The following is a 20,236-nucleotide window of genomic DNA, read 5'->3' on the forward strand; positions in this document are numbered from 1 at the left end:
AGAGTCCGGTGGTGCGAGTTTTTGGATTGATTCAGCGTGTTGCCCAAATTTGCGGCGGTGCCGCATGGTTCGCCCAAAAATGCGGCGCTGCAGCGAAGGGTGGTCTCAGACGCCGCCCAGTATCAGCAGGCTGCACTGATCCAGAAGGTCGCTGGCCGTCTGCCGCGCGGCGCTGGCCGCCGTGATGTCCGAGCCAAAGGTCGCCGTATGGAGCAAGCGCGCATGGGCGTGTTTTGAGTTCACCTGGTGGCTCAGGACCAGTTCGGCCTCCTCTGCAGTCACGGTCGCCTCAAGCAAGGACACGAAACCGCCGCGAAGCAACTCATAGTCCTGCGCCTTGGGGTCGTTCAGAAGCCAGGCATGCTCCATCTCGGCCGAAAAACGCCCGGCGCAGCCGGCAAACGATTTGACCATGTCGGTTTCAGCATGAAGCAATCCGATGGATGAGAAAGTGCATAGTGCTGAAACGAAAATAGTTTTCAAAGCGCCCATGTTTTGATCATTGCAACCGAAAAAGCGCCCGTCAAGGCAGCGCTTTGTGAACTGGCCTGCCCATTTCCCGACAGGCTTCGGTCGCAACGGGTCATGACGGAACCGGTTCCGCGCGCTATTTGCGTCCTGGTCCTACCGGGGCGTATTGAACCCGGTTGAGGGCTGGCCGGACCAGACTAGCTATTGCCCAGATTTGGTTCGGAGAACGGTTTTGCAGATCGTTTGGTTCAAGAGGGATCTCAGGGTGCAGGACAATCGTGCCCTGGCTCATGCGGCACAGCGGGGGGCGCTGGTGCCGCTTTACGTGGTTGAACCCGATCTTTGGCGTCAACCCGACATGTCCGCTCGCCAATGGGCGTTCATCCGCGAAACCCTGGTCGAGCTGCGCAGTCAGCTTGCGGAATTGGGCCAGCCCCTGATCGTACGGACGGGCGAGATGCTGTCGGTCCTGGACGATCTTGCGCACAGGTTCGACCTCACGGCCCTGTGGTCGCATGAAGAAACGGGAAACGACTGGACCTTTCAGCGGGACAAACGCGTGGCGTCCTGGTGCCGAACCCGGGGTATTCCCTGGCACCAGCCGCGCAATCACGGGGTTCGCCGCCGTCTGGCGTCGCGCGATGGCTGGGCCAAAGAGTGGGATCGCTTCATGAGCGAACCGATCACGCCCGCACCCATATTGCGGCCCATCCCGATGGACCCGGGTGGGATCCCGTCCAGCACGGAATTGGGGTTGCACCCGGACCCATGTCCACGGCGCCAGTCGGGCGGCCACACGGCGGCGTCGGACCGGTTGACCACATTCCTGAGCGCGCGCGCCCGGACCTATCGCAGCGCGATGTCCTCACCTCAGCTGGGGGAACACGCGTGTTCGCGCCTGTCCCCGCATCTGGCATGGGGAACGCTGTCGATGCGCGAGGTGATGCAGGCCACACGGGCGCGGCAAAAAGCGTTGAGCCACACCTCCGACAAACAGTGGCGGGGGGCGATGTCCTCGTTCGAAGGCCGGCTGCATTGGCACTGCCATTTTATCCAGAAACTGGAGGATGACCCCCGGATCGAGTTCCAGAACGTGCATCGCGCCTATGACGGGATCCGCCCCTCGGCCCCGGATTCGCATCGGCTGGAGGCCTGGGCCAGCGGTGAGACCGGCCTGCCATTTGTTGACGCATGCATGCGGTACTTGCGGGCAACGGGGTGGCTCAACTTTCGAATGCGCGCGATGGTGATGGCGACGGCCAGCTATCACCTGTGGCTTGACTGGCGCGCGCCAGGTGAGGTTCTCGCCCGCCTGTTCACCGATTACGAACCGGGCATCCACTGGAGCCAGGTGCAGATGCAGGCCGGCACCACGGGTATCAACGCGCTGCGGATCTACAACCCGGTAAAGCAGGGCCATGATCAGGACCCGACCGGGACCTTTACCCGCCGTTGGTTGCCGGAATTGGCGAATATCCCGGATCGCCATCTGCAAGAGCCGTGGAAGGCCGAGAACGCAGGTGTCGTGCTGGGCAAACGCTACCCGATGCCCATCGTCGATCACGTCGCGGCGGCCCGGTTCGCCCGGGATCGGATCTGGGCGGTGCGGCGCGGGGAAGGATTCCGGGACGAGGCTGCGAAGGTCTTGGCCCGGCATGGCAGCCGCAAGGGGCGTTTGCGGAAAGGAAACAGCCGTGCGGTCACCCGCAACCCGGCGCAATTGTCATTGGATCTGGGGGACTAGATGCGGATGCGGAAAAAGTCGGATCTTCCGACGAAAACCTGCGCCACATGCGGGCGCCCTTTCACCTGGCGGCGAAAATGGGCCAAGGTCTGGGACGAGGTCCGCCACTGCTCGCAGCGTTGCCGCCGAGCCCGATCGTCTTCGACCGGCCAACGCTAGAGGCTGTCGAGTATCTCGCGCGCGCTGTCGCGGTATTGGGCCTGTTTTTTGGGGTCCATCCGGTCCCAGGTTCGGTAGGCATGGCCCAACCTGGGATTGCCACGCAGCTTGTCGGCGTTGCGTGCTAGGAAATCCCAATACAGTGGATTGAAAGGGCAGGCATTCGCACCGAACTTGCGTTTCACGTCATAGCGGCAATGCGAACAGTGATCCGACATCTTGTTGATGTAGTTTCCGCTTGCTGCGTAGGGTTTTGACCCAAGCAATCCGCCATCGGCGAATTGGCTCATTCCGATCACGTTGGGGGCCTCGACCCATTCATACGCATCGGCGTAAACCGCCAGGTACCACTCGTGGACTTCGTGCGGATCGACCCCGGCCAGCATCGCGAAATTGCCAGTCACCATCAGGCGCTGGATATGGTGGGCATAGGCGTAGTCGCGCGTCTGCCCGATTGCGGCCGCCATGCAGGCCATTTCCGTTTTGGCCGTCCAGTAGAAATCCGGCAGCGGGCGGGTTGCCCCGAAGTGGTTGCGTTCCGTGTACCCGGGCATGTTCAACCAATAGAGGCCCCGAACATATTCTCGCCAGCCGATGATCTGACGGATAAAGCCCTCGACCGCATTCAAAGGCGCGCGGCCTTCATAGTAGGCACGCTCGACCTGTCGGCAGATCTCCATCGGCCCCAGCAGACCCGCGTTCAGGTAATGCGACAGGACCGAGTGATAGAGGAACGGTTCTGCCTGTAGCATTGCGTCCTGATGGTCCCCGAACAGAGGCAGAGCGTGTCCCACGAAATGGTCCAGCGCCTCGAGCGCGCCGGCGCGGGTCACCGCGAACCAGAACGGGCGCAGCTGTCCGAAGTTGTCGCCAAACCGGGTTTCGATAAGGCTCAGAACCTCGGTGGTGATGTCATCCGGGTCGGATCGGGGCGGTCGGGGCATGAACAGATCGGCAGTGGCGGGCTTGCGGTTTTCCGCATCAAAGTTCCAGCGCCCGTCTTCGGGTTGGTCGCCGTTCATCAACAGCCCCGTTTTGCGCCGCATCTCGCGATAGAAATATTCCATCCGCAACTGCTTGCGTCCGTCCGCCCAATTGCGGAACTCCTGATGCGTGGCGACAAACCGGTCATCTTCCAGCATATGTAGATCGGCTTGGCTCTGGTCCGCCCATTCCAGCAAGGCGGTTTTCAGCCGGTACTCGCCGGGCTCGGTCACCTGAACGCTCTCAATAGACAGATCCGCGATGGACCGCGCGATCTCGCCTGTGATGGAGCCGGTATTGTCAGGGTCATCCAGTTTGACATAGCGAACCTGCCACCCCGCCGCACCGAGCTCATCTGCGAAATGGCGCATCGCCGAAAAGACAAACGCGATCTTCTTTTTGTGATGCGGAACATATCCCGCCTCGTCCGCGACTTCGGCCATCAAAACCGTGTCGCGCGCCTTCTCCGCCTGACTCAAGGCGCTTAAGTCTTGGCTCAGTTGGTCGCCCAGCACCAAGATCAGTCGGCTGTGGGAGCGTTCGTTTGACTGCGTCATTTCCGTCGAGTTAGGGCCGCCACGCGGATGAGCAACCCAAACTTCCGGAAAGGCTGCACGGCAGATAAATTGAAGAACCTAAGCAACAGACGGGAAAACTGGCGGCAAACCACCGAAGTCTGTTCCGAGAAGCTATGGTGCCGCTGAAGGGACTCGAACCCCCGACCCCATCATTACGAATGACGTGCTCTACCAGCTGAGCTACAGCGGCCCATTTTTCGACGCGCACCCGTGCCGGTGGGGGCGCGGTATGCGGTGCGAAGGATCGTTTAAACCGTCCAACGGGCGTAGGCAAGACCGGTTGTTGACCCCGATGTGAGGTTTTGCTGGTGGGCGACTGGCCTTGTTCACCCGTCGTTCGACCCGAGTGCCGCTCTGGCTGAGGGCAGCCGACGATCCGGTCGGGATCAGGCGCGTTTTTCGCCGATTGATGCGATGCCCAGTACGGCAAGCACCTTGGCTTCGATATTTTCGGCGTTCATGCCTGCGACCGCGTACATGTCGGCGGGGCTGGCCTGGTCGATGAAAATGTCCGGAAGAACCATCGAGCGGTATTTCAGTCCGCGGTCGAACACGCCCTCATCCGCCAGCAGTTGTGCCACGTGGCTGCCGAACCCGCCGATGGCGCCTTCTTCGATGGTGATCAGCGCCTCGTGGTTGGCGGCCAGGTCCAGGATCAGGTCGCGGTCCAGCGGCTTGGCGAACCGGGCGTCGGCGATGGTGGGGGTGATGCCGCGTGCGGCCAGCGATTCGGCGGCCTTCTGCACCTCGGCCAGGCGCGTGCCGAAGGACAGGATCGCCACCCGCGCCCCCGACTGGATCAGGCGGCCCTTGCCGATTCCCAGAACCTGTCCACGTTCGGGCAGATCGACGCCCACGCCTTCGCCCCGCGGATAGCGGAATGCGATGGGGCCGTCGTCATAGGCGGCGGCGGTGGCGACCATGTGCACCAGCTCGGCCTCGTCGGCGGCGGCCATCACCACCATGCCCGGCAGGTTGGACAGGTAGGCGATGTCGAACGACCCGGCATGAGTCGCGCCATCAGCTCCCACCAGCCCCGCGCGGTCGATGGCAAAGCGCACTGGCAGGCGCTGGATCGCCACGTCGTGCACCACCTGGTCATAGCCGCGCTGCAAAAACGTGGAATACATCGCGCAGAACGGCTTCATCCCACCCGCCGCCAGCGCGGCCGAGAAAGTGACCCCGTGCTGCTCGGCAATCGCCACGTCGAAACAGCGCGACGGGTAGCGTTCGGCGAACAGGTTCAGCCCGGTGCCGTCGGGCATCGCCGCGGTCACCGCCACGATCTTGTCGTCGCGGCTGGCCTCGTCCACCAGGGTCTTGCCGAAGACCGAGGTGTAGGATGGCGCGTTCGACGGCGCCTTCTGCTGCTTGCCGGTCACCACGTCGAATTTGGCGGTGGCATGGCCCTTGTCGCGGGCCTGTTCGGCCGGGGCATAGCCCTTGCCCTTTTTGGTCAGCGCGTGGATCAGGATCGGCCCGGTCGCCCGCGCTTTGACCGTGCGCAGCACCGGCAGCAATTGGTCCAGGTCATGCCCGTCGATCGGGCCGACATAGGAGAATCCCAGCTCTTCGAACAGCGTGCCGCCCACGGCCATGCCCTTGAGCATTTCCTTGGCGCGCTTGGCGCCTTCGCGGAACGGTTCGGGCAGCAGCGACACCGCCCCCTTGGCGGCGGCCTTCAGATCGTGGAACGGCTCTTCGGCATATATGCGCGAAAGATAGTTCGACAGAGCACCCACGGGCGGGGCAATGCTCATCTCGTTGTCGTTCAGGATCACGATCAGGCGTTTTTTCAGGTGGCCGGCGTTGTTCATCGCCTCGAAGGCCATGCCGGCCGACATCGATCCGTCGCCGATCACCGCGATCGCGTCGCCCAGCCCCTCGGGCGTGACCCCGCCCAGGTCGCGGGCCACGGCAAAGCCCAGCGCCGCGCTGATCGAGGTCGAACTGTGCGCCGCGCCGAACGGGTCATAGGGGCTTTCGCTGCGTTTGGTGAACCCGCTGAGGCCGCCCTTCTGGCGCAGGGTGCGGATGCGGTCGCGCCGCTCGGTCAGGATCTTGTGGGGATAGCACTGGTGCCCGACATCCCAGATGATCTTGTCGCGCGGTGTGTCGAACACCGCGTGCAGGGCCACGGTCAGTTCGACCACGCCCAGCCCCGCGCCCAGATGCCCGCCGGTCACCGAAACGGCCGAGATCGTCTCGGCCCGCAACTCGTTCGCCAGCTGATGCAGCTGCGCGTCCGAAAACTGCTTGAGATCCGCCGGGCGGTTCACAAGGTCCAGAAGCGGGGTGTTCGGACGGTCTGACATGGCATCCCTTACGGTTCAGCTTTCACGCGCAATAACGAAGCGGGCGGCGTCCTTCAAGGTTTCGGCCCGTGCTCCGTACCCATCCAACGCGGCGCAGGCCTGATCGATCAGCTCGGTCGCGCGGGCCTTGGCGGCGTCGAGGCCCAGCAGGGACACGAATGTCGCCTTTCCCGCCTGTGCATCCTTCTGCAACCGTTTGCCCGCCTTTTCGCTGTCACCTTCCACATCAAGGATGTCGTCGGCGATCTGAAAGGCAAGACCCAGCGCACGGGCATATTGGCGCAATGGGGCCGGATCAGCCTCCGACAGAACAGCACCGGCGCACGCCGACCATTCGATCAGCGCCCCGGTCTTGCCGGCCTGAAGATGCGTGATTTCCGGCAGGGTCAAAGGTTGTTCGGCAGTTTCGGCCGCGATGTCCAACGCCTGACCCAGAACCATGCCTTGCGCGCCGCTGGCTTGGGCGAGGGTCAGCGCCAGTTCCGCCCGAACGTCTGAAGATCCGACCTCGGGCCGGGTGCAAAGTTCAAATGCCAGCGCCTGCAAAGCGTCGCCAGCCAGAACCGCGATGCCGTCGTTCCATTGCTTGTGCACGGTCGGACGACCGCGCCGCAGATCGTCATCGTCCATGCAGGGCAGGTCGTCGTGTACCAGGCTGTAGGCGTGCAGCGCCTCGATCCCGGTCGCGGGCCAGATCGCGCAGGTCTCGTCCATCCCGTGCAGCCGAGCGCTTTCCAGCACCAGAAATCCGCGCAGCCGTTTGCCGCCCTGCGTGGCATAGGCCATCGCGCGGGTGACGTCGACATCGTCCAGCGCGCCAAGAACCAGATCGAACTGCGCCTGGATCAGCGCAGCATCCTGCACCAGCCTTGCGGAAAACATTACAGACCTTCGACAGGGGTCGTCCCGGTGGGCTGCCCATCGGCATCCAGCGTGATGGCGGCCACTTTCTCCTCGGCGCGCTTCAACTCGTCCTCGCAGCGTTTCTTCAGCTTGGCGCCGCGCTCGTACAGGGCGATCGACTGGTCCAGCGCCACGTCGCCGCGCTCCAGCTGGCCGACCACGGCCTCCAGCTCTTTCATCGCCTGTTCGAATGTCATCTGTTCAACGGGGGTCTCGGTCATCTGGCTGCCTTCATCAGTTCTTCAACATGGGCGCGTGTGGCCTTGGCCAGTGCGTTCAGATCATACCCGCCTTCCAGAGTCGAGACGATACGGCCCCCACACAGCTCATCGGCGATCCGGCACAGCTGCGCGGTGATCCAGGCGAAGTCGTCGGTGGACCAGTTCAGATTGGCCAGCGGATCGTCCTGATGCGCGTCGAACCCGGCCGAGATGACGATCAGCTCGGGCCTGAACGCGCGCAGCCGAGGAAAGGCCTGCGCCTCGTAGGCCGCGCGCATCTCGGCCCCGCCGGTATCGGGGGCCAGCGGGATGTTCACGATGGTGTCGTGCTCACCGGTCTCATCCGGCCGTCCCGAGCCCGGCCACAGCGGCATCTGCTGGCTGGTGATCACCAACGCCCGGGCCTCGTCCCACAGCAGATCCTGCGTGCCATTGCCGTGATGCACGTCGAAATCCACCACCGCGACCCGAGCCAGCCCGTGATGATCCAGCGCATGTTTCGCTGCCAGAGCAGCATTGCCGAACAGGCAGAACCCCATGGCGGTTTCCCGTTCGGCGTGATGGCCCGGCGGCCGTATGGCGCAGAACGCATTCGGCGCCTCACCGCCCAGCACCATGTCCACCGCCCGCACAACGGCCCCCGCCGCCCGATAGGCCGCATCGACCGAGCCGGGTGACATGAACGTATCCCCGTCGATCTGGCGGAACCCCTCAGTCGGGCGGCTGTCACGGATTTCGCGGATGTAACTCTCGGGATGGATGCGCAGCAGATCGTCATCCGCCGCGAGCGGCGCGGAAACCCGCTGCAGGTCCAGCGGCTCCAGCGCATGCAGGATATGTTCCAGCCGGGCCACCCGCTCGGGGTGCCCCTCAGGGGTGACATGACCCAGACAGTCGGCATGCGTCAAAACAGCGGTCTTCATGAAACTCCCCCAACTTCATCTGGCCAAAAATATCCTCGCCGAAGGCAAGAAAACGCCGCGCAGCGGCAAAATCAATCCGGCGCCAGCATATAGCCCGCGCCCCGAACCGTCTGCAGATAGCGCGGCTGCTTCGGGTCCTGCTCGATCTTGCGGCGCAGGCGCGTGATCTGCACGTCCACCGCACGTTCCTGCGCCTGCCCCTTGTCGCGCCCCAGATCCTCGACCAGCTTCGACCGGCTGATCGGCTCGCCCGGTTGGGCCGAGAAGATCTTCATCAACTGGCTTTCGGTGGCGGTCAGCCGCACCGGTTCTTCGCCCTGCCACATCTCGCCGCGTTCGATGTCATAGCGGATCGGCCCCAAATGCAGGATCTTGGCGGCCGTATCCTGCGCCGTGGTTTCCGGCATCCGCCGCAGGATCGCGTTGATCCGCAGCAGCAGTTCCTTGGGCTCGAACGGCTTGGCCAGGTAATCATCGGCCCCGGCTTCCAACCCGGCGATCCGGTGCTCGGTCTCGCCGCGTGCCGTCAGCAGCAGGATCGGCGTGTCATGCGTCTCGCGCAGGGCCCGGGTCAGGCTGACGCCATCCTCGCCCGGCATCATCACGTCCATCACGATCAGGTCGAAATCCAGCCCTGACAGGACCCGCCGCGCATGGGCGGCATCACGCGCCGCCGTCACCAGAAATCCGCTGCGCATCAAGAATTTCTTGAGCAGATCGCGGATGCGTTCATCGTCATCGACGATCAGAAGATGGGCGTCCACATCGCTCATGAAGTTGAATCCCGCAGTTTCACATAAGCCCGACGCATATCAGCATCCATCATCGCTTCAAGAACTTTGCGGAACCCGGCAACCGCCTCGGGGCCGGCATCCTTGTAGGCCGCACGCATCCGGGCGCGCTGGGCGTCCGACAGCTGCGCTTCCAGCGCCTTGCCCTTTTCGGTCAGGTACAGGTGGCGTTCGCGCTTGTCGACGGTGCCGACCCGGCTCTCGACCAGGCCGTCGTCGATCAGCGTGCGCAGCACCCGGTTCAGCGATTGCTTGGTCACCCCCAGAATCGCCAGCAGGTTGTTCACCGTGGTGCCAGGCGCACGGTTGATGAAATGGATCGCCCGGTGATGCGCCCGGCCATAGGCCATTTCGCTTAGGATGCGGTCGGGGTCGGCGGTAAAGCCACGATAGGCGAAGAACATCGCCTCGATCCCCTGGCGAAGCTGTTCATCCGTCAGAAACAACAGGCTTTCTCCGCCAAAGACCGGGGCGGGGCGGATCTCGGACATATCGGGCCTCATTCGTTACACGCCCCGACTTTAAGTCAGCGTTATTGACATTCCAAGGGCGGACAGGTATCGAATCGCAGTTTTTGCGCAATTTTGTGTCCGGGTCGGACCTAAGTAGCGCAACAATCGGAAATGTGGCCCGAGTCAGGAGGTTTCGGATGGCGGGATATGACGATCGTGACGGTGTCATCTGGATGGATGGCGAATTTGTGCCCTGGCGCGACGCCAAGGTGCATGTCCTGACCCATGCGATGCACTATGCCAGCTCGGTCTTCGAGGGCGAACGCGCCTATAACGGCAAGATTTTCAAAAGCCGCGAACATTCCGAGCGGTTGATCAAGTCGGCCGAGGCGCTGGACATGCCGATGCCCTACACGGTCGATCAGATCGAGGCGGCCAAGGCCGAAACGCTCGAGAAAAGCGGCCTCAAGGACGCATATGTGCGCGCGCTGGTCTGGCGCGGTTCGGGCGAGGACATGGGCGTGGCCTCGGCGCGCAACCCGGTGCGCATGGCCATCGCGGTCTGGCCCTGGGGCGCCTATTACGGCGACGCCAAGATGCAGGGCGCCAAGCTGGACATCGCTGAATGGAAGCGGCCCAGCCCGGAAACCATCCCGGTCCATGCCAAGGCGGCGGGGCTGTACATGATCTGCACCATCTCCAAGCACAAGGCCGAGGCCAAGGGCTGTTCGGATGCCTTGTTCATGGATTACCGCGGCTATGTGGCCGAGGCGACCGGTGCCAACGTATTCTTCGTCAAGGATGGCGAAGTGCATACACCGCTGGCCGACTGCTTCCTGAACGGGATTACCCGCCAGACGGTGATCCAGATGCTGAAAGACAAAGGCATCACCGTACACGAACGCCACATCCTGCCCGAGGAGATGGCCGAATTCGAACAGTGCTGGCTGACCGGCACCGCGGCCGAGGTCACGCCGGTGGGCCAGATCGGTGAGTATACCTTCGAGGTCGGCGACCTGACCCGTGAGATCGCCAACGATTACGAACAGCTGGTTCGCAGCTGATCCGACATCCGCTCGGGCGGTGGCCGACCGGCCTTGCCGCCCGTCCGGGGTTTGTTGCAGATCGTCCGCTGCGCTGGACGATCGGGTGCGAATCCGTATCCTTGGCGCATGTTGGACCTGCTCAGCGATATCCTGACGCGCCTGTCTTTGCGGGGCACCCTGTATTTCCGGACCTCGTTCACGCCGCCCTTCGGCGTGCAGGTGCCTGCATTCGAAAACGTCGCCCGGTTTCACTTCGTCCAGCGCGGAGAGCTGAAGGTGCATGTGTCCACCACCGGCGAGACCCTGCGGTTGCGGCAGGGGGATCTGATCCTGATCCCGCACGGGGCCGCACATGCGCTGCTGTGCAACGAGGTCCGGCCCGTGGATGCTCTGCCGCTGGAGCAGGTTCTGGACCGGGCCGGCTACAAAGGTGACGGTGTGCTGGTCTATGGCGGAGCCGAGCAGGACCGTGACACCCAACTGATCTGCGGGCATTTCTCGTTTGCCGGTCCGGCCGGGCGGCGCGGCACAGGGCATATGCTGATCGACCGTCTGCCGCCCTATATCCTGATCGAGAATTACGGCGAATCCGCCGGGGCCTGGATCGAGGCGACGCTGCGGATGATCGAATCCGAGGTTGCGGGTGCCCGGATCGGCGGGGACCTGATCGCGCTGAAACTGTCTGAGGTTCTGTTCGCCCAGGCGATCCGCGCCTATCTGGAACATCAAAGCCCCACCGATGCGGCCCTGTCGGGCTTCGCCGATCCACGTATATCACGCGCGCTGGGCGCCTTTCACCGCGACCCGGCCCGCGAGTGGAGCGTGGCATCGCTGGCGCGTGAAGCCGGCATGTCGCGCACGACCTTCGCACAGCTGTTCACCCAGAAGATGGGCGCCACGCCCATGCAATACCTGACCGACTGGCGTATGCAGATCGCCTGCCACGGACTGATCGAAAGCCGCTGGAACGTGGCCGACGCGGCGGCTCAGGTCGGCTATGCCTCCGAGGCGGCGTTTTCGCGGGTGTTCAAGAAGCAGATCGGCCTGTCTCCAGCCGCCTACAGGGCGATGCACTGATCCGGCAAACTGGCGGACGATCTGCAAGGTATTCCAAACGATCTGGGCTGCTACGTTCGGGCTGGCGAACATATCCTTGATCCGTCCTCAATCAAGGAAAGGAAACATCATGTCTCTGCGTTTCGTTACCCGCACCATTCATGCCTATCTGGACTACCCGGTTGCCCTGGCCCTGATGGGGTTGCCATTTCTTCTGGGACTGGGCGCGTCGAACCCGATTGCGCTGTGGCTCTCGGTGGCCACCGGCGTGGCGGCTTTCATGCTGACGGTGCTGACGGATCATCACCTGGGCGTCTGGCGCGTGCTGCCCTACAGGTTTCACCTGGCCGTCGATCTGCTGGTGGGGCTCACCTTCCTGTTCGCGCCCAGCCTGTTCGGCTTCACCGGTCTGGATGCGGTCTACTACTGGCTGAATGGCGCCGCCGTGGTGGCCGTAATCTCGCTCAGCGCGCCCGACCAGACAGCCACCGCCTGACCCCTTGCTCCGGCCATTTGGCCGGGGCGAATTTTGGTCTTGAAAAGTCCGACAGAAATTGTCAGTTTTAGCCCAACGCCAGATACCCCGGTATCAAGCCTTTGATTCCGAGACGGCCTGCACGCCAAGCCGTACACCCGCGAGGGCGCGCCACCGTCTCGGAAACGATTTCGGAAAGGCCACGCGATGCGCGACCCGATACTTGAACTTCTGTCCAGTTCAGACCTGCCCCTTGGCAGCGGGTGCTGCGCCGATGGCGACCTGGTGGCCTACCTGGACTGCAAATGCCAGGACGGACGCTGTGACCGGGCGGCCGGGGTTGCGGACGCCCGGATCGCCACTGTCCCGCAGAGCACGCCGGCGGCACCGGCAAGTGGTGCCGTCCCGCGTTGACCGATCAGAAATCGACGCCGCGCTGGGCCTTGATGCCGGCCTGAAACGGGTGCTTTTCCTCGGTCATTTCGGTGACCAGATCGGCATAGTCGCGCAGCGCCTGCGGCGCGTCGCGCCCGGTCAGGAACACGCTGGTCCGGTCCGAGCGGGCCTTCAGCCCCTCGATCACTGCGTCCACCGACAGGTATTCATAGCGCAGGGCGATGTTGATCTCGTCCAGCACCACAAGGTCATAGTCGCCGCTGGCCATCAGGTCGCGCGCCTTGTCGAAGGCGGCGGTGGCGGCGGTGATGTCGCGGTCGCGGTCCTGGGTGTCCCAGGTGAAGCCTTCGCCCATCGTGTGCCAGGTGACCAGATCGCGCTCTTCGAAGAACCGCCGCTCGCCAGTCTTCCATTTGCCCTTGATGAACTGCACCACGGCGACCTTCTGGCCCCAGCCCAATGCGCGAATCACCACGCCGAACGCGGCCGAGGATTTGCCCTTGCCCTTGCCGGTGTTGATCAGCACCAGCCCGCGGCCGGGATCCACGGCCTCGGACACTTTCTTGCGGTGCTGGGCCTGCACCTGTTGCATCTTCTGTTTGTGGTCCTGTGCGTCGCTCATGGCAAAACCTCGTTGATTGTCCGCGCCAACCTAGGCGATGGGCGCGAAAGGTAAAGTCAGGGTTTGTGATCGGTCAGCGACCGCGCTTTGCCGCGTTCCAGACCCAGCTGGTGTTCGCGCCAGATCACCACCGCATTGCCGGCGATCACCAGTGCCGCCCCCAGCAGGATCGCCAGGGTCGGCAGTTCGTCGAACCAGACATAGCCGATGAAGATCGCAAACAGCATCGACGTATAGTCATAGGGCGCCAGCATCGAGGCCTGCCCGAACCGGTAGGACGAGGTCACCAGAATCTGCGCGACGCCGCCGATCAGCCCCATCGCAATCAGGATCAGCAGCTGGTTCAGGGTCGGCATGGTCCAGCCCCAGAACACGGTCAGCGCTGACAGCAGCGTGGCGGTCATCGAGAAATAAAAGACGATCGCGGCGGGGTGATCGACCTGAACCAGTTGCCGGATGTGGATCTGCACGAAGCCACGGGCCACGGTCGCGCCCAGCACGCACAGCGCGCCGATCGTGGCGCCGGTACCCAGATCGGCCGAGCCCAGCCGGGGCCAGATCATGATCAGCACGCCCAAGAGCCCGATCGCCACTGCGCCGATGCGGATCAGGCGGATGCGCTCGCCCAGCAGCAGCGCCGCCAGGATCAGGGTGAAGATCGGAGTGGCATAGCCGATCGCCGTAACCTCGGGCAGCGGCAGAAGGCTGAGCCCGGTGAAGGTCAGGCCCATGGCGGTGGTGCCCAGCACCCCGCGCCAGAAATGGCCCATGGGTTTCCTGACGACAAAGCCCTGCGCCAGTTCCCCGCGCGAGATCAGCCAGGCCACGATCACCGGCACCGCGAAAAGCGAACGGAAAAACACCATCTGGCCTGGCGGGAAATCCGCCGACAGCGCCTTGACCAGCGCCGACATCGCCGTGAACAGGAACAGCGCGCTGAGTTTCAGCGTCACGGCCAGCACGGGGCGATGAGAGGTCAGGGATTGGGCCATCGGCGCGACCCTGCGCCTTTGCGCGGCAAAGATCAACGGGTCGGATTGGGGCGTGTCCAGCTGTCGGGCAGGGGGCTGCCGATCTCTTCGGCAAATTCGGTCAGAAACCGGATCATGCGCCGGACCCGTTGCTGAGCGATCTGCCGTCCGGCTTCGGTCAGCATGTCGTCGGGCAGGGCCAGCAGCTTCACCTTCCAGTGGTCGATGGAATAGTGCAGATCGTCCAGCGGCCGGTGCGATGCGAACGGATCGGCCGGATCATAGAGCGTCCGCCCCAAAGCGCCGGACACCGAGAAATTCCGCGCGATCCCGATGGCGCCCAGCGCATCCAACCGGTCGGCATCGCGCAGGATGCGCGCCTCGGGCGTCTCGGGCGGGATGTTGGCGGAAAAACTGTGCGCCTCGATCGCGTGGCGCGTGGCGGCGATCTGGGCATCGCTCAGGCCCAGTTCCCGCAGAACAGGCTCGGACTCCTCGGCCGACCGGCGCGAGGCCAGGTGTCGGTCGGGGTCGTTCTTGGGCAGGTTGACCAGATCGTGCAGATAGCAGGCCGCCAGCAGCACGGTCCTGTCGGTTTGCGCATCGGCGATCGCGCGGGCATTGACCCAGACACGGTCCAGATGGGCCAGGTCATGGGCCGGGTCGGTGATCATCCGCTGCGCGACGACCGCGCGTAGGCGGTCGCGCAGCTCAGCCAATCCGTCCACGGTTCTCACCGATCTGGCCCCGATGCAGCAGCAGGTGGTCCAGGATCACGCAGGCCATCATCGCCTCGCCCACCGGCACGGCGCGGATGCCGACGCAGGGGTCGTGGCGGCCCTTGGTGATGATCTCGGTCTCTTCGCCCGACTTGGTGATGGTCTTGCGCGTGGTCAGGATCGACGAGGTGGGCTTGACCGCGAACCGCACTACGATGTCCTGCCCGGTCGAGATGCCACCCAAAATGCCGCCCGCGTGGTTCGAGCTGTATTGCGGGCCGTCCTGACCCATGAAAATCTCGTCGGCATTGGCCTCGCCGGTCAGTTCGGCGGCGGCCATGCCTTCGCCGATCTCGACGCCCTTGACGGCGTTGATCGACATCATCGCCGCGGCCAGATCGGTGTCGAGCTTGCCATAGACCGGCGCGCCCAATCCGGCGGGGACGCCGCGCGCCACCACTTCGACCACCGCGCCGACCGAGTTGCCGGATTTGCGCAGATCGTCCAGATAGGCCGCCCAGTCCTCGGCGGCTTGTGCATCCGGGGTCCAGAACGGGTTCTGTTCGATCTGCGCCCAGTCAAAGTTGGCCCGGTCGATCCGGTGCGGGCCGATCTGGGTCATGTAGCCGGTGATCTGGACATTGGGCGCGATCTGTTTGATCGCCTCGCGCGCCAGCCCGCCCGCAGCCACCCGCGCCGCCGTTTCCCGGGCCGAGCTGCGCCCGCCGCCGCGATAGTCGCGGATGCCGTATTTCTGCCAATAGGTAATGTCGGCATGGCCGGGGCGGAACTTGTCCATGATGTCCCCGTAGTCCTTCGAGCGTTGATCGGTGTTCTCGATCATCAGCTGGACCGGGGTGCCGGTTGTCTGGCCCTCGAACACGCCTGACAGGATTTTCACCTTATCGGGCTCGCGCCGCTGGGTGGTGAACTTGTTCTGCCCCGGTTTGCGCTTGTCCAGCCAGTGCTGGATCATGCCCTCGTCGATCGGAACGCCGGGCGGGCAGCCATCCACCGTGGCGCCCAGCGCGGGGCCGTGGCTTTCGCCCCAGGTGGTGACGCGGAAAAGGTGTCCAAAGCTGTTCATCGACATGGGGCGTGCTCCTTTGAGGGTCGTGATTAACGGCGAGAGCCTGCCGCCTCAAGCGGATTTGCGGTTGGGGCATCGCTGCCCCAACCCGGTGTGCCTAGGCCGCACGGGTCAGTGCGGCGCGGGTTTCGACGATTTTCAGCGCCGCCCGGGCCGCTTCGCGCCCCTTTTCCACGAAATGTGCGCGGTAGATGGCGTTGTGATGGTCGGTTTCCTGGTACTGGTGTGGCGTCAGCGACACCGACAGGACCGGTACTCCGGTTTCCAGCCCCGTGCGCATCAGCCCGTCAACCACGGCCTGCGCCACGAAATCGTGCCGGTAGATGCCGCCATCGACGACAAAGGCTGCGCAGGCCACGGCGGCATAGCGGCCCGTTTGGGCCAAGTCGCGGGCCAGCAGGGGCATCTCGAACGCGCCCGGCACGTCGAACACATCGACCTGATCGGCGGGGATCAACTCCAGAAAACCGTCCAGCGCGCGGTCGACGATATCGGCATGCCAGTTGGCTTTGACGAAAGCATAGCGGGTGTGTGTCATCGTGATCTCCTTTCAGCTTGGTGGCCTGCTGGCGGGTGCGAAGGGTTTCGCGGCCAGCGCGGCATGACACGTCACCCAAGGCGATCACGGACAGACGCGCCCTTGGCGAGGCGCGCTGCTCGTTCTCTTTCATCCGGACTTTAACCGTCGGCTCTGGCCTCTCACCAGATCTGCTGACACTCTGTCGGTTGAATGACAGAGCCGCTCGCGGGCTGGCGGGTCTGGGCCCGCATACCGCCGGTGGGGAATTCCGCCCCGCCCTGAGAACGGCGCGACCTTGCCAAGCGTGCGCGCGATCTGCAAGACCTGTCTGCAGGAGGACGGTCATGCACCCCAACCCAGCCTTTCGCGCCGAGGACCGCGCGCGCCATGTGGAGTTTGCCCGCAGCCGGGGATTCGGCGTACTGGCGCTGTCGGTCGACGGCCCGCCATTGATCAGCCATGTGCCCTTTCTGCTGTCCGAGGACGGCGCGGTGGCCGAACTGCATCTGGTGCGTTCGAACCCGATCGTGCGGGCGCTGGCCAACCCGCAGGAGGCGCGGATCGCGGTTCAGGGGCCCGACGGCTATGTCTCGCCCGATTGGTACGGGGTCGCGGATCAGGTGCCCACATGGAACTATGTGGCGGTCCACCTGACAGGCCGGCTGGAATTGCAGCCCCAGGACCGGCTGCGCGATCTTCTGGATCGGCAATCGGCCTTTTTTGAGCAGCGGCTGCAACCCAAACCGCCCTGGCGCGCCGACAAGATGGACCCGGCGGCGCTGGAGCGGATGATGCGCATGATCGTGCCCTGCCGCATGCAGATCACCCAGATCGACGGCACCTGGAAACTGAACCAGAACAAGCCCGAGGCGGCGCGACTGGCCGCGGCCGAGAATGTCGAGCAGTCCGGGATCGGCACCGAGCTTGGTCAACTGGCCGCCCTGATGCGGGACAGTTGACTGGCGCCGGGTTGGGTTCAGTCGGTGAACGTAGCCAGATAGGCGGCGATATCCTCGGCGCCTGTCTTCAGCTTGACGCTCATGTTCGGGCGGGCGGTGTCGTCATTCAGGAAGTCCTGAATGAACCCGATCGGGTCGCGGGCGTAGGCGGCGATATTTTCCTGCGTCCAGACCAGGCCGTTTTCACCGGCGCGGATCATGTCATCGGTGAACATGCCGATGGGCAGCCGTTCACTGCCGTTCAGATAGTCGTTTTCGGTTCCGGCGGCCCTGCCGACCACACCATAGAGATTCGGGCCGGTGATGCCGCCTTTGATCAGAACCTCGCCATCCTTGATGATGGCGTGACAGGACGAGCAGCGGTTGTAGAGTTTCTCGCCGCGCGCGGCGTCGCCTTCGGCGGCGGCGTGGTGTGCGGCGGCGAACGCGAGCAGCAGAATGGAATTTTTTAACAAAGTCATTTGGGTCCTCATTCAGGTCGGTCGCGCGCCCGCCGCCTTTGCTTGAAAAACCCCGGGGTCGCAACCGGGAAATTCACCGCAGCGCAACCGAAAAAATAATTTCAGAATAGAAGTTTACATGAGTTCTCTGGGCCCGAATCCGCGCGGTCCGGTTGCTGTCATGTTTGCCTCGTGCCGGGTACCCGAGTGAACAGGTGCTCGGCCGGGCCAGGGGCGACAGCCGTGGCGAAGGGTCAGAGAATCACCTGCGAAGTGATTCGCGCCTTCGAACGGCGATTTTCGCAACATCCGAGGAAGTTCTTGAAAAATGACCCCTTCATTGTGACATGAATGCCCAGATGCGGCGTAGTGCGCGCCTATGACCGCTGGACGAACCGATTTCCGCCAGCTAGATACCCGCGATGAGACGCCGCTTTGATGCGGTGCTGATGCATGTTTGCCCGTAGCCGGGCGCTGGAATCGGAGAAAACCTCGTGTCCCACGCAGAAGACCACGAAGGCACCCGCAGAGATTTCCTCTACTACGCCGCCGGCGGCGCAGGTGTCGTTGCAACGGGAGCCGCCGTGTGGCCCCTGGTCAACCAAATGAACCCCTCGGCAGACGTTCAGGCGCTGTCCTCGATCCGCGTGGACGTCAGCGGCGTCGAGATCGGCACCCAGATCACGGTCAAGTGGCTGGGCAAGCCCGTCTTCATTCGTCGCCGTACCGAAGAAGAGATCAACTGGGGCCGCGAAGTGCCGCTGGAGGATCTGCCGGATCAGAACGACCGGAACGAAAACAAGCCGAACCTGCCCGCGACCGATGAAAACCGGACGCTGGACGAAGCCGGCGAATGGCTGGTGATGATGGGCGTCTGCACCCATCTGGGCTGCGTTCCTCTGGGCGACGGCGCTGGTGATTTTCACGGGTGGTTCTGCCCGTGCCACGGATCGCACTACGATACGGCGGGCCGTATCCGCAAAGGTCCCGCTCCGGAAAACCTGCATATCCCGGTCGCCGAGTTCCTCGACGAAACCACCATCAAGCTGGGTTAAGGAGACGCGCTCATGTCCGGTATCCCGCACGATCACTATGAACCGAAGACCAACGGCGAGAAGTGGCTGAACAGCCGTCTGCCCATCGTCGGCCTTCTATACGACACTTTGATGATCCCCACCCCGAAGAACCTGAACTGGATGTGGATCTGGGGCATCGTCCTGACCTTCTGCCTGGCGTTGCAGATCGTCACCGGCATCGTTCTAGTGATGCACTATACCCCGCATGTCGATCTGGCCTTTGCCAGCGTCGAGCACATCATGCGCAACGTAAACGGCGGCTACATGCTGCGGTACCTGCACATGAACGGCGCGTCGCTGTTCTTCGTGGCGGTCTATATCCATATCTTCCGCGGCCTGTTCTACGGTTCGTACAAGGCGCCGCGCGAAGTGACCTGGATCATCGGCATGCTGATCTACCTGATGATGATGGGCACCGCCTTCATGGGTTATGTTCTGCCTTGGGGTCAGATGTCCTTCTGGGGCGCCACCGTGATCACCGGCCTGTTCGGCGCGATCCCCTTCGTGGGCGAAGCGATCCAGACCTGGCTGCTGGGCGGACCGGCCGTCGACAACGCGACGCTGAACCGCTTCTTCTCGCTGCACTATCTGCTGCCCTTCATCATCGCAGGGCTGGTCATCGTGCATATCTGGGCCTTCCACACCACCGGCAACAACAACCCCACGGGTGTTGAAGTTCGCCGCACGTCGAAAGCCGAGGCCGAGAAAGACACGCTGCCATTCTGGCCCTATTTCGTGATCAAGGACCTGTTCGCGCTGGCCGTCATCCTGGTCGTGTTCTGGGCAATCGTCGGCTTCATGCCGAACTACTTGGGCCACCCGGACAACTACATCGAAGCCAACCCGCTGGTCACGCCCGCGCACATCGTGCCCGAATGGTACTTCCTGCCGTTCTACGCGATCCTGCGTGCCTTCACTAGCGAAGTCTGGGTCGTGCAGTTCGCCAGCTTCATTACCGGTGGCATCATCGACGCCAAGTTCTTTGGTGTTCTGGCGATGTTCGGTGCAATCCTGGCAATGGCGCTGGCGCCGTGGCTGGACACTTCGACCGTGCGTTCGGGCAAGTACCGCCCGATGTTCAAATGGTGGTTCTACCTGCTGGTCATCGACTTCTTTGCCCTGATGTGGCTGGGTGCGATGCCGGCGGAAGAGCCCTATGCGACTTTCTCGCTGATCGCGTCCGCCTACTGGTTCGCCTATTTCTTCGTGATCCTGCCGATCTTGGGTGTCATCGAAAAGCCCGATGCCCAGCCGGAAACCATCGAAGAAGACTTCAACGCGCATTATGGCAAGGCTGACGCCGACGCCACGCCGGCCGAGTAAGA

At 63.4% G+C, this 20,236-nt stretch carries 23 protein-coding genes, 1 tRNA gene and 1 riboswitch; of the genes, 9 read left to right on the plus strand and 15 right to left on the minus strand.

Features of this window, described 5'->3' with window-relative positions; genetic code table 11:
• Nucleotides 1-105: 105 nt before the first annotated feature.
• A complete protein-coding gene (locus AC2FML_RS11030) occupies nt 106-414 on the minus strand; it encodes a hypothetical protein (protein ID WP_496783137.1) in 309 nt (102 codons plus the stop codon).
• A gap of 289 nt (nt 415-703) precedes the next feature.
• Between AC2FML_RS11030 and AC2FML_RS11035 the strand changes: the two genes are divergently transcribed.
• Both AC2FML_RS11035 and AC2FML_RS11040 read left to right on the plus strand, forming a co-directional pair.
• Complete coding sequence (locus tag AC2FML_RS11035; RefSeq protein ID WP_496783138.1) at nt 704-2,215, plus strand: FAD-binding domain-containing protein; 1,512 nt, start codon at nt 704-706, stop codon at nt 2,213-2,215.
• 6 nt (nt 2,216-2,221) lie between these two features.
• On the plus strand, nt 2,222-2,374 hold the full coding sequence (locus AC2FML_RS11040; protein ID WP_217353607.1) for a DUF2256 domain-containing protein: 153 nt from the start codon (nt 2,222-2,224) through the stop codon (nt 2,372-2,374).
• Here AC2FML_RS11040 and AC2FML_RS11045 read toward each other — a convergent pair.
• From AC2FML_RS11045 to AC2FML_RS11080, 8 genes are all read right to left on the minus strand, one after another.
• The gene (locus tag AC2FML_RS11045) at nt 2,371-3,915 is read right to left on the minus strand and encodes a cryptochrome/photolyase family protein (protein ID WP_496783139.1); all 1,545 of its coding nucleotides are present in this window, start codon (nt 3,913-3,915) and stop codon (nt 2,371-2,373) included. The two genes, AC2FML_RS11040 and AC2FML_RS11045, sit on opposite strands and share 4 nt — an antisense overlap.
• Before the next feature lie 135 nt (nt 3,916-4,050).
• Nucleotides 4,051-4,126, minus strand: a tRNA-Thr gene (locus tag AC2FML_RS11050).
• Nucleotides 4,127-4,322: 196 nt separating this feature from the next.
• Complete coding sequence (gene dxs, locus AC2FML_RS11055; RefSeq protein WP_496783141.1) at nt 4,323-6,251, minus strand: 1-deoxy-D-xylulose-5-phosphate synthase; 1,929 nt, start codon at nt 6,249-6,251, stop codon at nt 4,323-4,325.
• Between the two features lie 15 nt (nt 6,252-6,266).
• Nucleotides 6,267-7,133 (minus strand): polyprenyl synthetase family protein, encoded by an 867-nt coding sequence (locus AC2FML_RS11060; RefSeq protein WP_496783143.1) that lies wholly within the window; start codon nt 7,131-7,133, stop codon nt 6,267-6,269.
• Complete coding sequence (locus AC2FML_RS11065) at nt 7,133-7,375, minus strand: exodeoxyribonuclease VII small subunit (RefSeq protein ID WP_005979588.1); 243 nt, start codon at nt 7,373-7,375, stop codon at nt 7,133-7,135. The genes AC2FML_RS11060 and AC2FML_RS11065 overlap by 1 nt, the downstream gene beginning before the upstream one ends.
• On the minus strand, nt 7,372-8,298 hold the full coding sequence (locus AC2FML_RS11070) for a histone deacetylase family protein (RefSeq protein ID WP_496783145.1): 927 nt from the start codon (nt 8,296-8,298) through the stop codon (nt 7,372-7,374). Before AC2FML_RS11070 ends, AC2FML_RS11065 begins: the two co-directional genes overlap by 4 nt.
• 71 nt (nt 8,299-8,369) lie before the next feature.
• The gene (locus AC2FML_RS11075) at nt 8,370-9,071 is read right to left on the minus strand and encodes a response regulator (protein ID WP_093964013.1); all 702 of its coding nucleotides are present in this window, start codon (nt 9,069-9,071) and stop codon (nt 8,370-8,372) included.
• Nucleotides 9,068-9,580 carry a MarR family winged helix-turn-helix transcriptional regulator gene (locus AC2FML_RS11080; RefSeq protein WP_149774163.1) on the minus strand — a complete coding sequence of 171 codons (513 nt, stop codon included), beginning with the start codon at nt 9,578-9,580 and terminating at the stop codon, nt 9,068-9,070. Before AC2FML_RS11080 ends, AC2FML_RS11075 begins: the two co-directional genes overlap by 4 nt.
• Before the next feature lie 158 nt (nt 9,581-9,738).
• On the opposite strand from AC2FML_RS11080, the gene AC2FML_RS11085 reads away from it, so the two are divergent.
• The 4 genes from AC2FML_RS11085 (at nt 9,739) to AC2FML_RS11100 (ending at nt 12,532) form a co-directional block, all read left to right on the plus strand.
• Nucleotides 9,739-10,605 carry a branched-chain amino acid aminotransferase gene (locus AC2FML_RS11085; protein WP_093964015.1) on the plus strand — a complete coding sequence of 289 codons (867 nt, stop codon included), beginning with the start codon at nt 9,739-9,741 and terminating at the stop codon, nt 10,603-10,605.
• Nucleotides 10,606-10,713: 108 nt separating this feature from the next.
• Nucleotides 10,714-11,664, plus strand: a complete 951-nt coding sequence (locus tag AC2FML_RS11090; RefSeq protein WP_170364029.1) for an AraC family transcriptional regulator — start codon at nt 10,714-10,716, stop codon at nt 11,662-11,664.
• Between the two features lie 109 nt (nt 11,665-11,773).
• Nucleotides 11,774-12,139: a hypothetical protein gene (locus AC2FML_RS11095; protein WP_170342836.1), complete on the plus strand. Its 366-nt coding sequence runs from the start codon at nt 11,774-11,776 to the stop codon at nt 12,137-12,139.
• A gap of 186 nt (nt 12,140-12,325) precedes the next feature.
• Nucleotides 12,326-12,532, plus strand: a complete 207-nt coding sequence (locus tag AC2FML_RS11100) for a hypothetical protein (protein WP_093964018.1) — start codon at nt 12,326-12,328, stop codon at nt 12,530-12,532.
• 4 nt (nt 12,533-12,536) lie between these two features.
• Here AC2FML_RS11100 and cobO read toward each other — a convergent pair whose 3' ends face one another.
• The 5 genes from cobO to AC2FML_RS11125 form a co-directional block, all read right to left on the minus strand.
• Nucleotides 12,537-13,136: a cob(I)yrinic acid a,c-diamide adenosyltransferase gene (cobO, locus tag AC2FML_RS11105; RefSeq protein WP_170342842.1), complete on the minus strand. Its 600-nt coding sequence runs from the start codon at nt 13,134-13,136 to the stop codon at nt 12,537-12,539.
• Nucleotides 13,137-13,192: 56 nt separating this feature from the next.
• Nucleotides 13,193-14,128 (minus strand): DMT family transporter, encoded by a 936-nt coding sequence (locus AC2FML_RS11110; protein ID WP_496783148.1) that lies wholly within the window; start codon nt 14,126-14,128, stop codon nt 13,193-13,195.
• Between the two features lie 32 nt (nt 14,129-14,160).
• Nucleotides 14,161-14,835 (minus strand): HD domain-containing protein, encoded by a 675-nt coding sequence (locus AC2FML_RS11115; protein ID WP_170373195.1) that lies wholly within the window; start codon nt 14,833-14,835, stop codon nt 14,161-14,163.
• On the minus strand, nt 14,819-15,919 hold the full coding sequence (gene aroC / locus AC2FML_RS11120) for a chorismate synthase (protein ID WP_496783151.1): 1,101 nt from the start codon (nt 15,917-15,919) through the stop codon (nt 14,819-14,821). Before aroC ends, AC2FML_RS11115 begins: the two co-directional genes overlap by 17 nt.
• 94 nt (nt 15,920-16,013) lie before the next feature.
• The gene (locus tag AC2FML_RS11125; protein WP_170457124.1) at nt 16,014-16,454 is read right to left on the minus strand and encodes a 6,7-dimethyl-8-ribityllumazine synthase; all 441 of its coding nucleotides are present in this window, start codon (nt 16,452-16,454) and stop codon (nt 16,014-16,016) included.
• Between the two features lie 117 nt (nt 16,455-16,571).
• Nucleotides 16,572-16,726, minus strand: a riboswitch (FMN riboswitch).
• Nucleotides 16,727-16,780: 54 nt separating this feature from the next.
• Here AC2FML_RS11125 and AC2FML_RS11130 point away from each other — a divergent pair.
• Nucleotides 16,781-17,395, plus strand: coding sequence for an FMN-binding negative transcriptional regulator (locus tag AC2FML_RS11130; protein WP_170391320.1), 615 nt, complete (start codon nt 16,781-16,783; stop codon nt 17,393-17,395).
• A 17-nt stretch (nt 17,396-17,412) separates the two neighbouring features.
• Here AC2FML_RS11130 and AC2FML_RS11135 read toward each other — a convergent pair whose 3' ends face one another.
• Entirely contained in the window at nt 17,413-17,856 is a 444-nt protein-coding gene (locus tag AC2FML_RS11135; protein WP_480633782.1) for a c-type cytochrome, read from the minus strand.
• Nucleotides 17,857-18,329: 473 nt separating this feature from the next.
• On the opposite strand from AC2FML_RS11135, the gene petA reads away from it, so the two are divergent.
• Both petA and petB read left to right on the plus strand, forming a co-directional pair.
• Complete coding sequence (gene petA, locus AC2FML_RS11140) at nt 18,330-18,890, plus strand: ubiquinol-cytochrome c reductase iron-sulfur subunit (RefSeq protein WP_093964025.1); 561 nt, start codon at nt 18,330-18,332, stop codon at nt 18,888-18,890.
• 12 nt (nt 18,891-18,902) lie between these two features.
• Nucleotides 18,903-20,234, plus strand: a complete 1,332-nt coding sequence (petB, locus tag AC2FML_RS11145) for a cytochrome b (protein WP_093964026.1) — start codon at nt 18,903-18,905, stop codon at nt 20,232-20,234.
• Nucleotides 20,235-20,236 lie beyond the last annotated feature (2 nt).

The organism is Ruegeria sp. BHSC029 (assembly GCF_059613085.1).

What these genes read in the sequence shown, in the direction of transcription:
- AC2FML_RS11065 (WP_005979588.1), bottom strand. Translation starts at nt 7,375, where the DNA reads ATGACCGAGACCCCCGTTGAACAGATGACATTCGAACAGGCGATGAAA.
- AC2FML_RS11130 (WP_170391320.1), top strand. Translation starts at nt 16,781, where the DNA reads ATGCACCCCAACCCAGCCTTTCGCGCCGAGGACCGCGCGCGCCATGTG.
- AC2FML_RS11100 (WP_093964018.1), top strand. Translation starts at nt 12,326, where the DNA reads ATGCGCGACCCGATACTTGAACTTCTGTCCAGTTCAGACCTGCCCCTT.
- AC2FML_RS11110 (WP_496783148.1), bottom strand. Translation starts at nt 14,128, where the DNA reads ATGGCCCAATCCCTGACCTCTCATCGCCCCGTGCTGGCCGTGACGCTG.
- AC2FML_RS11030 (WP_496783137.1), bottom strand. Translation starts at nt 414, where the DNA reads ATGGTCAAATCGTTTGCCGGCTGCGCCGGGCGTTTTTCGGCCGAGATG.
- AC2FML_RS11080 (WP_149774163.1), bottom strand. Translation starts at nt 9,580, where the DNA reads ATGTCCGAGATCCGCCCCGCCCCGGTCTTTGGCGGAGAAAGCCTGTTG.
- AC2FML_RS11125 (WP_170457124.1), bottom strand. Translation starts at nt 16,454, where the DNA reads ATGACACACACCCGCTATGCTTTCGTCAAAGCCAACTGGCATGCCGAT.
- petB (WP_093964026.1), top strand. Translation starts at nt 18,903, where the DNA reads ATGTCCGGTATCCCGCACGATCACTATGAACCGAAGACCAACGGCGAG.
- AC2FML_RS11085 (WP_093964015.1), top strand. Translation starts at nt 9,739, where the DNA reads ATGGCGGGATATGACGATCGTGACGGTGTCATCTGGATGGATGGCGAA.
- AC2FML_RS11045 (WP_496783139.1), bottom strand. Translation starts at nt 3,915, where the DNA reads ATGACGCAGTCAAACGAACGCTCCCACAGCCGACTGATCTTGGTGCTG.
- AC2FML_RS11075 (WP_093964013.1), bottom strand. Translation starts at nt 9,071, where the DNA reads ATGAGCGATGTGGACGCCCATCTTCTGATCGTCGATGACGATGAACGC.
- AC2FML_RS11095 (WP_170342836.1), top strand. Translation starts at nt 11,774, where the DNA reads ATGTCTCTGCGTTTCGTTACCCGCACCATTCATGCCTATCTGGACTAC.
- cobO (WP_170342842.1), bottom strand. Translation starts at nt 13,136, where the DNA reads ATGAGCGACGCACAGGACCACAAACAGAAGATGCAACAGGTGCAGGCC.
- AC2FML_RS11060 (WP_496783143.1), bottom strand. Translation starts at nt 7,133, where the DNA reads ATGTTTTCCGCAAGGCTGGTGCAGGATGCTGCGCTGATCCAGGCGCAG.
- dxs (WP_496783141.1), bottom strand. Translation starts at nt 6,251, where the DNA reads ATGTCAGACCGTCCGAACACCCCGCTTCTGGACCTTGTGAACCGCCCG.
- AC2FML_RS11040 (WP_217353607.1), top strand. Translation starts at nt 2,222, where the DNA reads ATGCGGAAAAAGTCGGATCTTCCGACGAAAACCTGCGCCACATGCGGG.
- aroC (WP_496783151.1), bottom strand. Translation starts at nt 15,919, where the DNA reads ATGTCGATGAACAGCTTTGGACACCTTTTCCGCGTCACCACCTGGGGC.
- AC2FML_RS11090 (WP_170364029.1), top strand. Translation starts at nt 10,714, where the DNA reads ATGTTGGACCTGCTCAGCGATATCCTGACGCGCCTGTCTTTGCGGGGC.
- AC2FML_RS11135 (WP_480633782.1), bottom strand. Translation starts at nt 17,856, where the DNA reads ATGACTTTGTTAAAAAATTCCATTCTGCTGCTCGCGTTCGCCGCCGCA.
- AC2FML_RS11070 (WP_496783145.1), bottom strand. Translation starts at nt 8,298, where the DNA reads ATGAAGACCGCTGTTTTGACGCATGCCGACTGTCTGGGTCATGTCACC.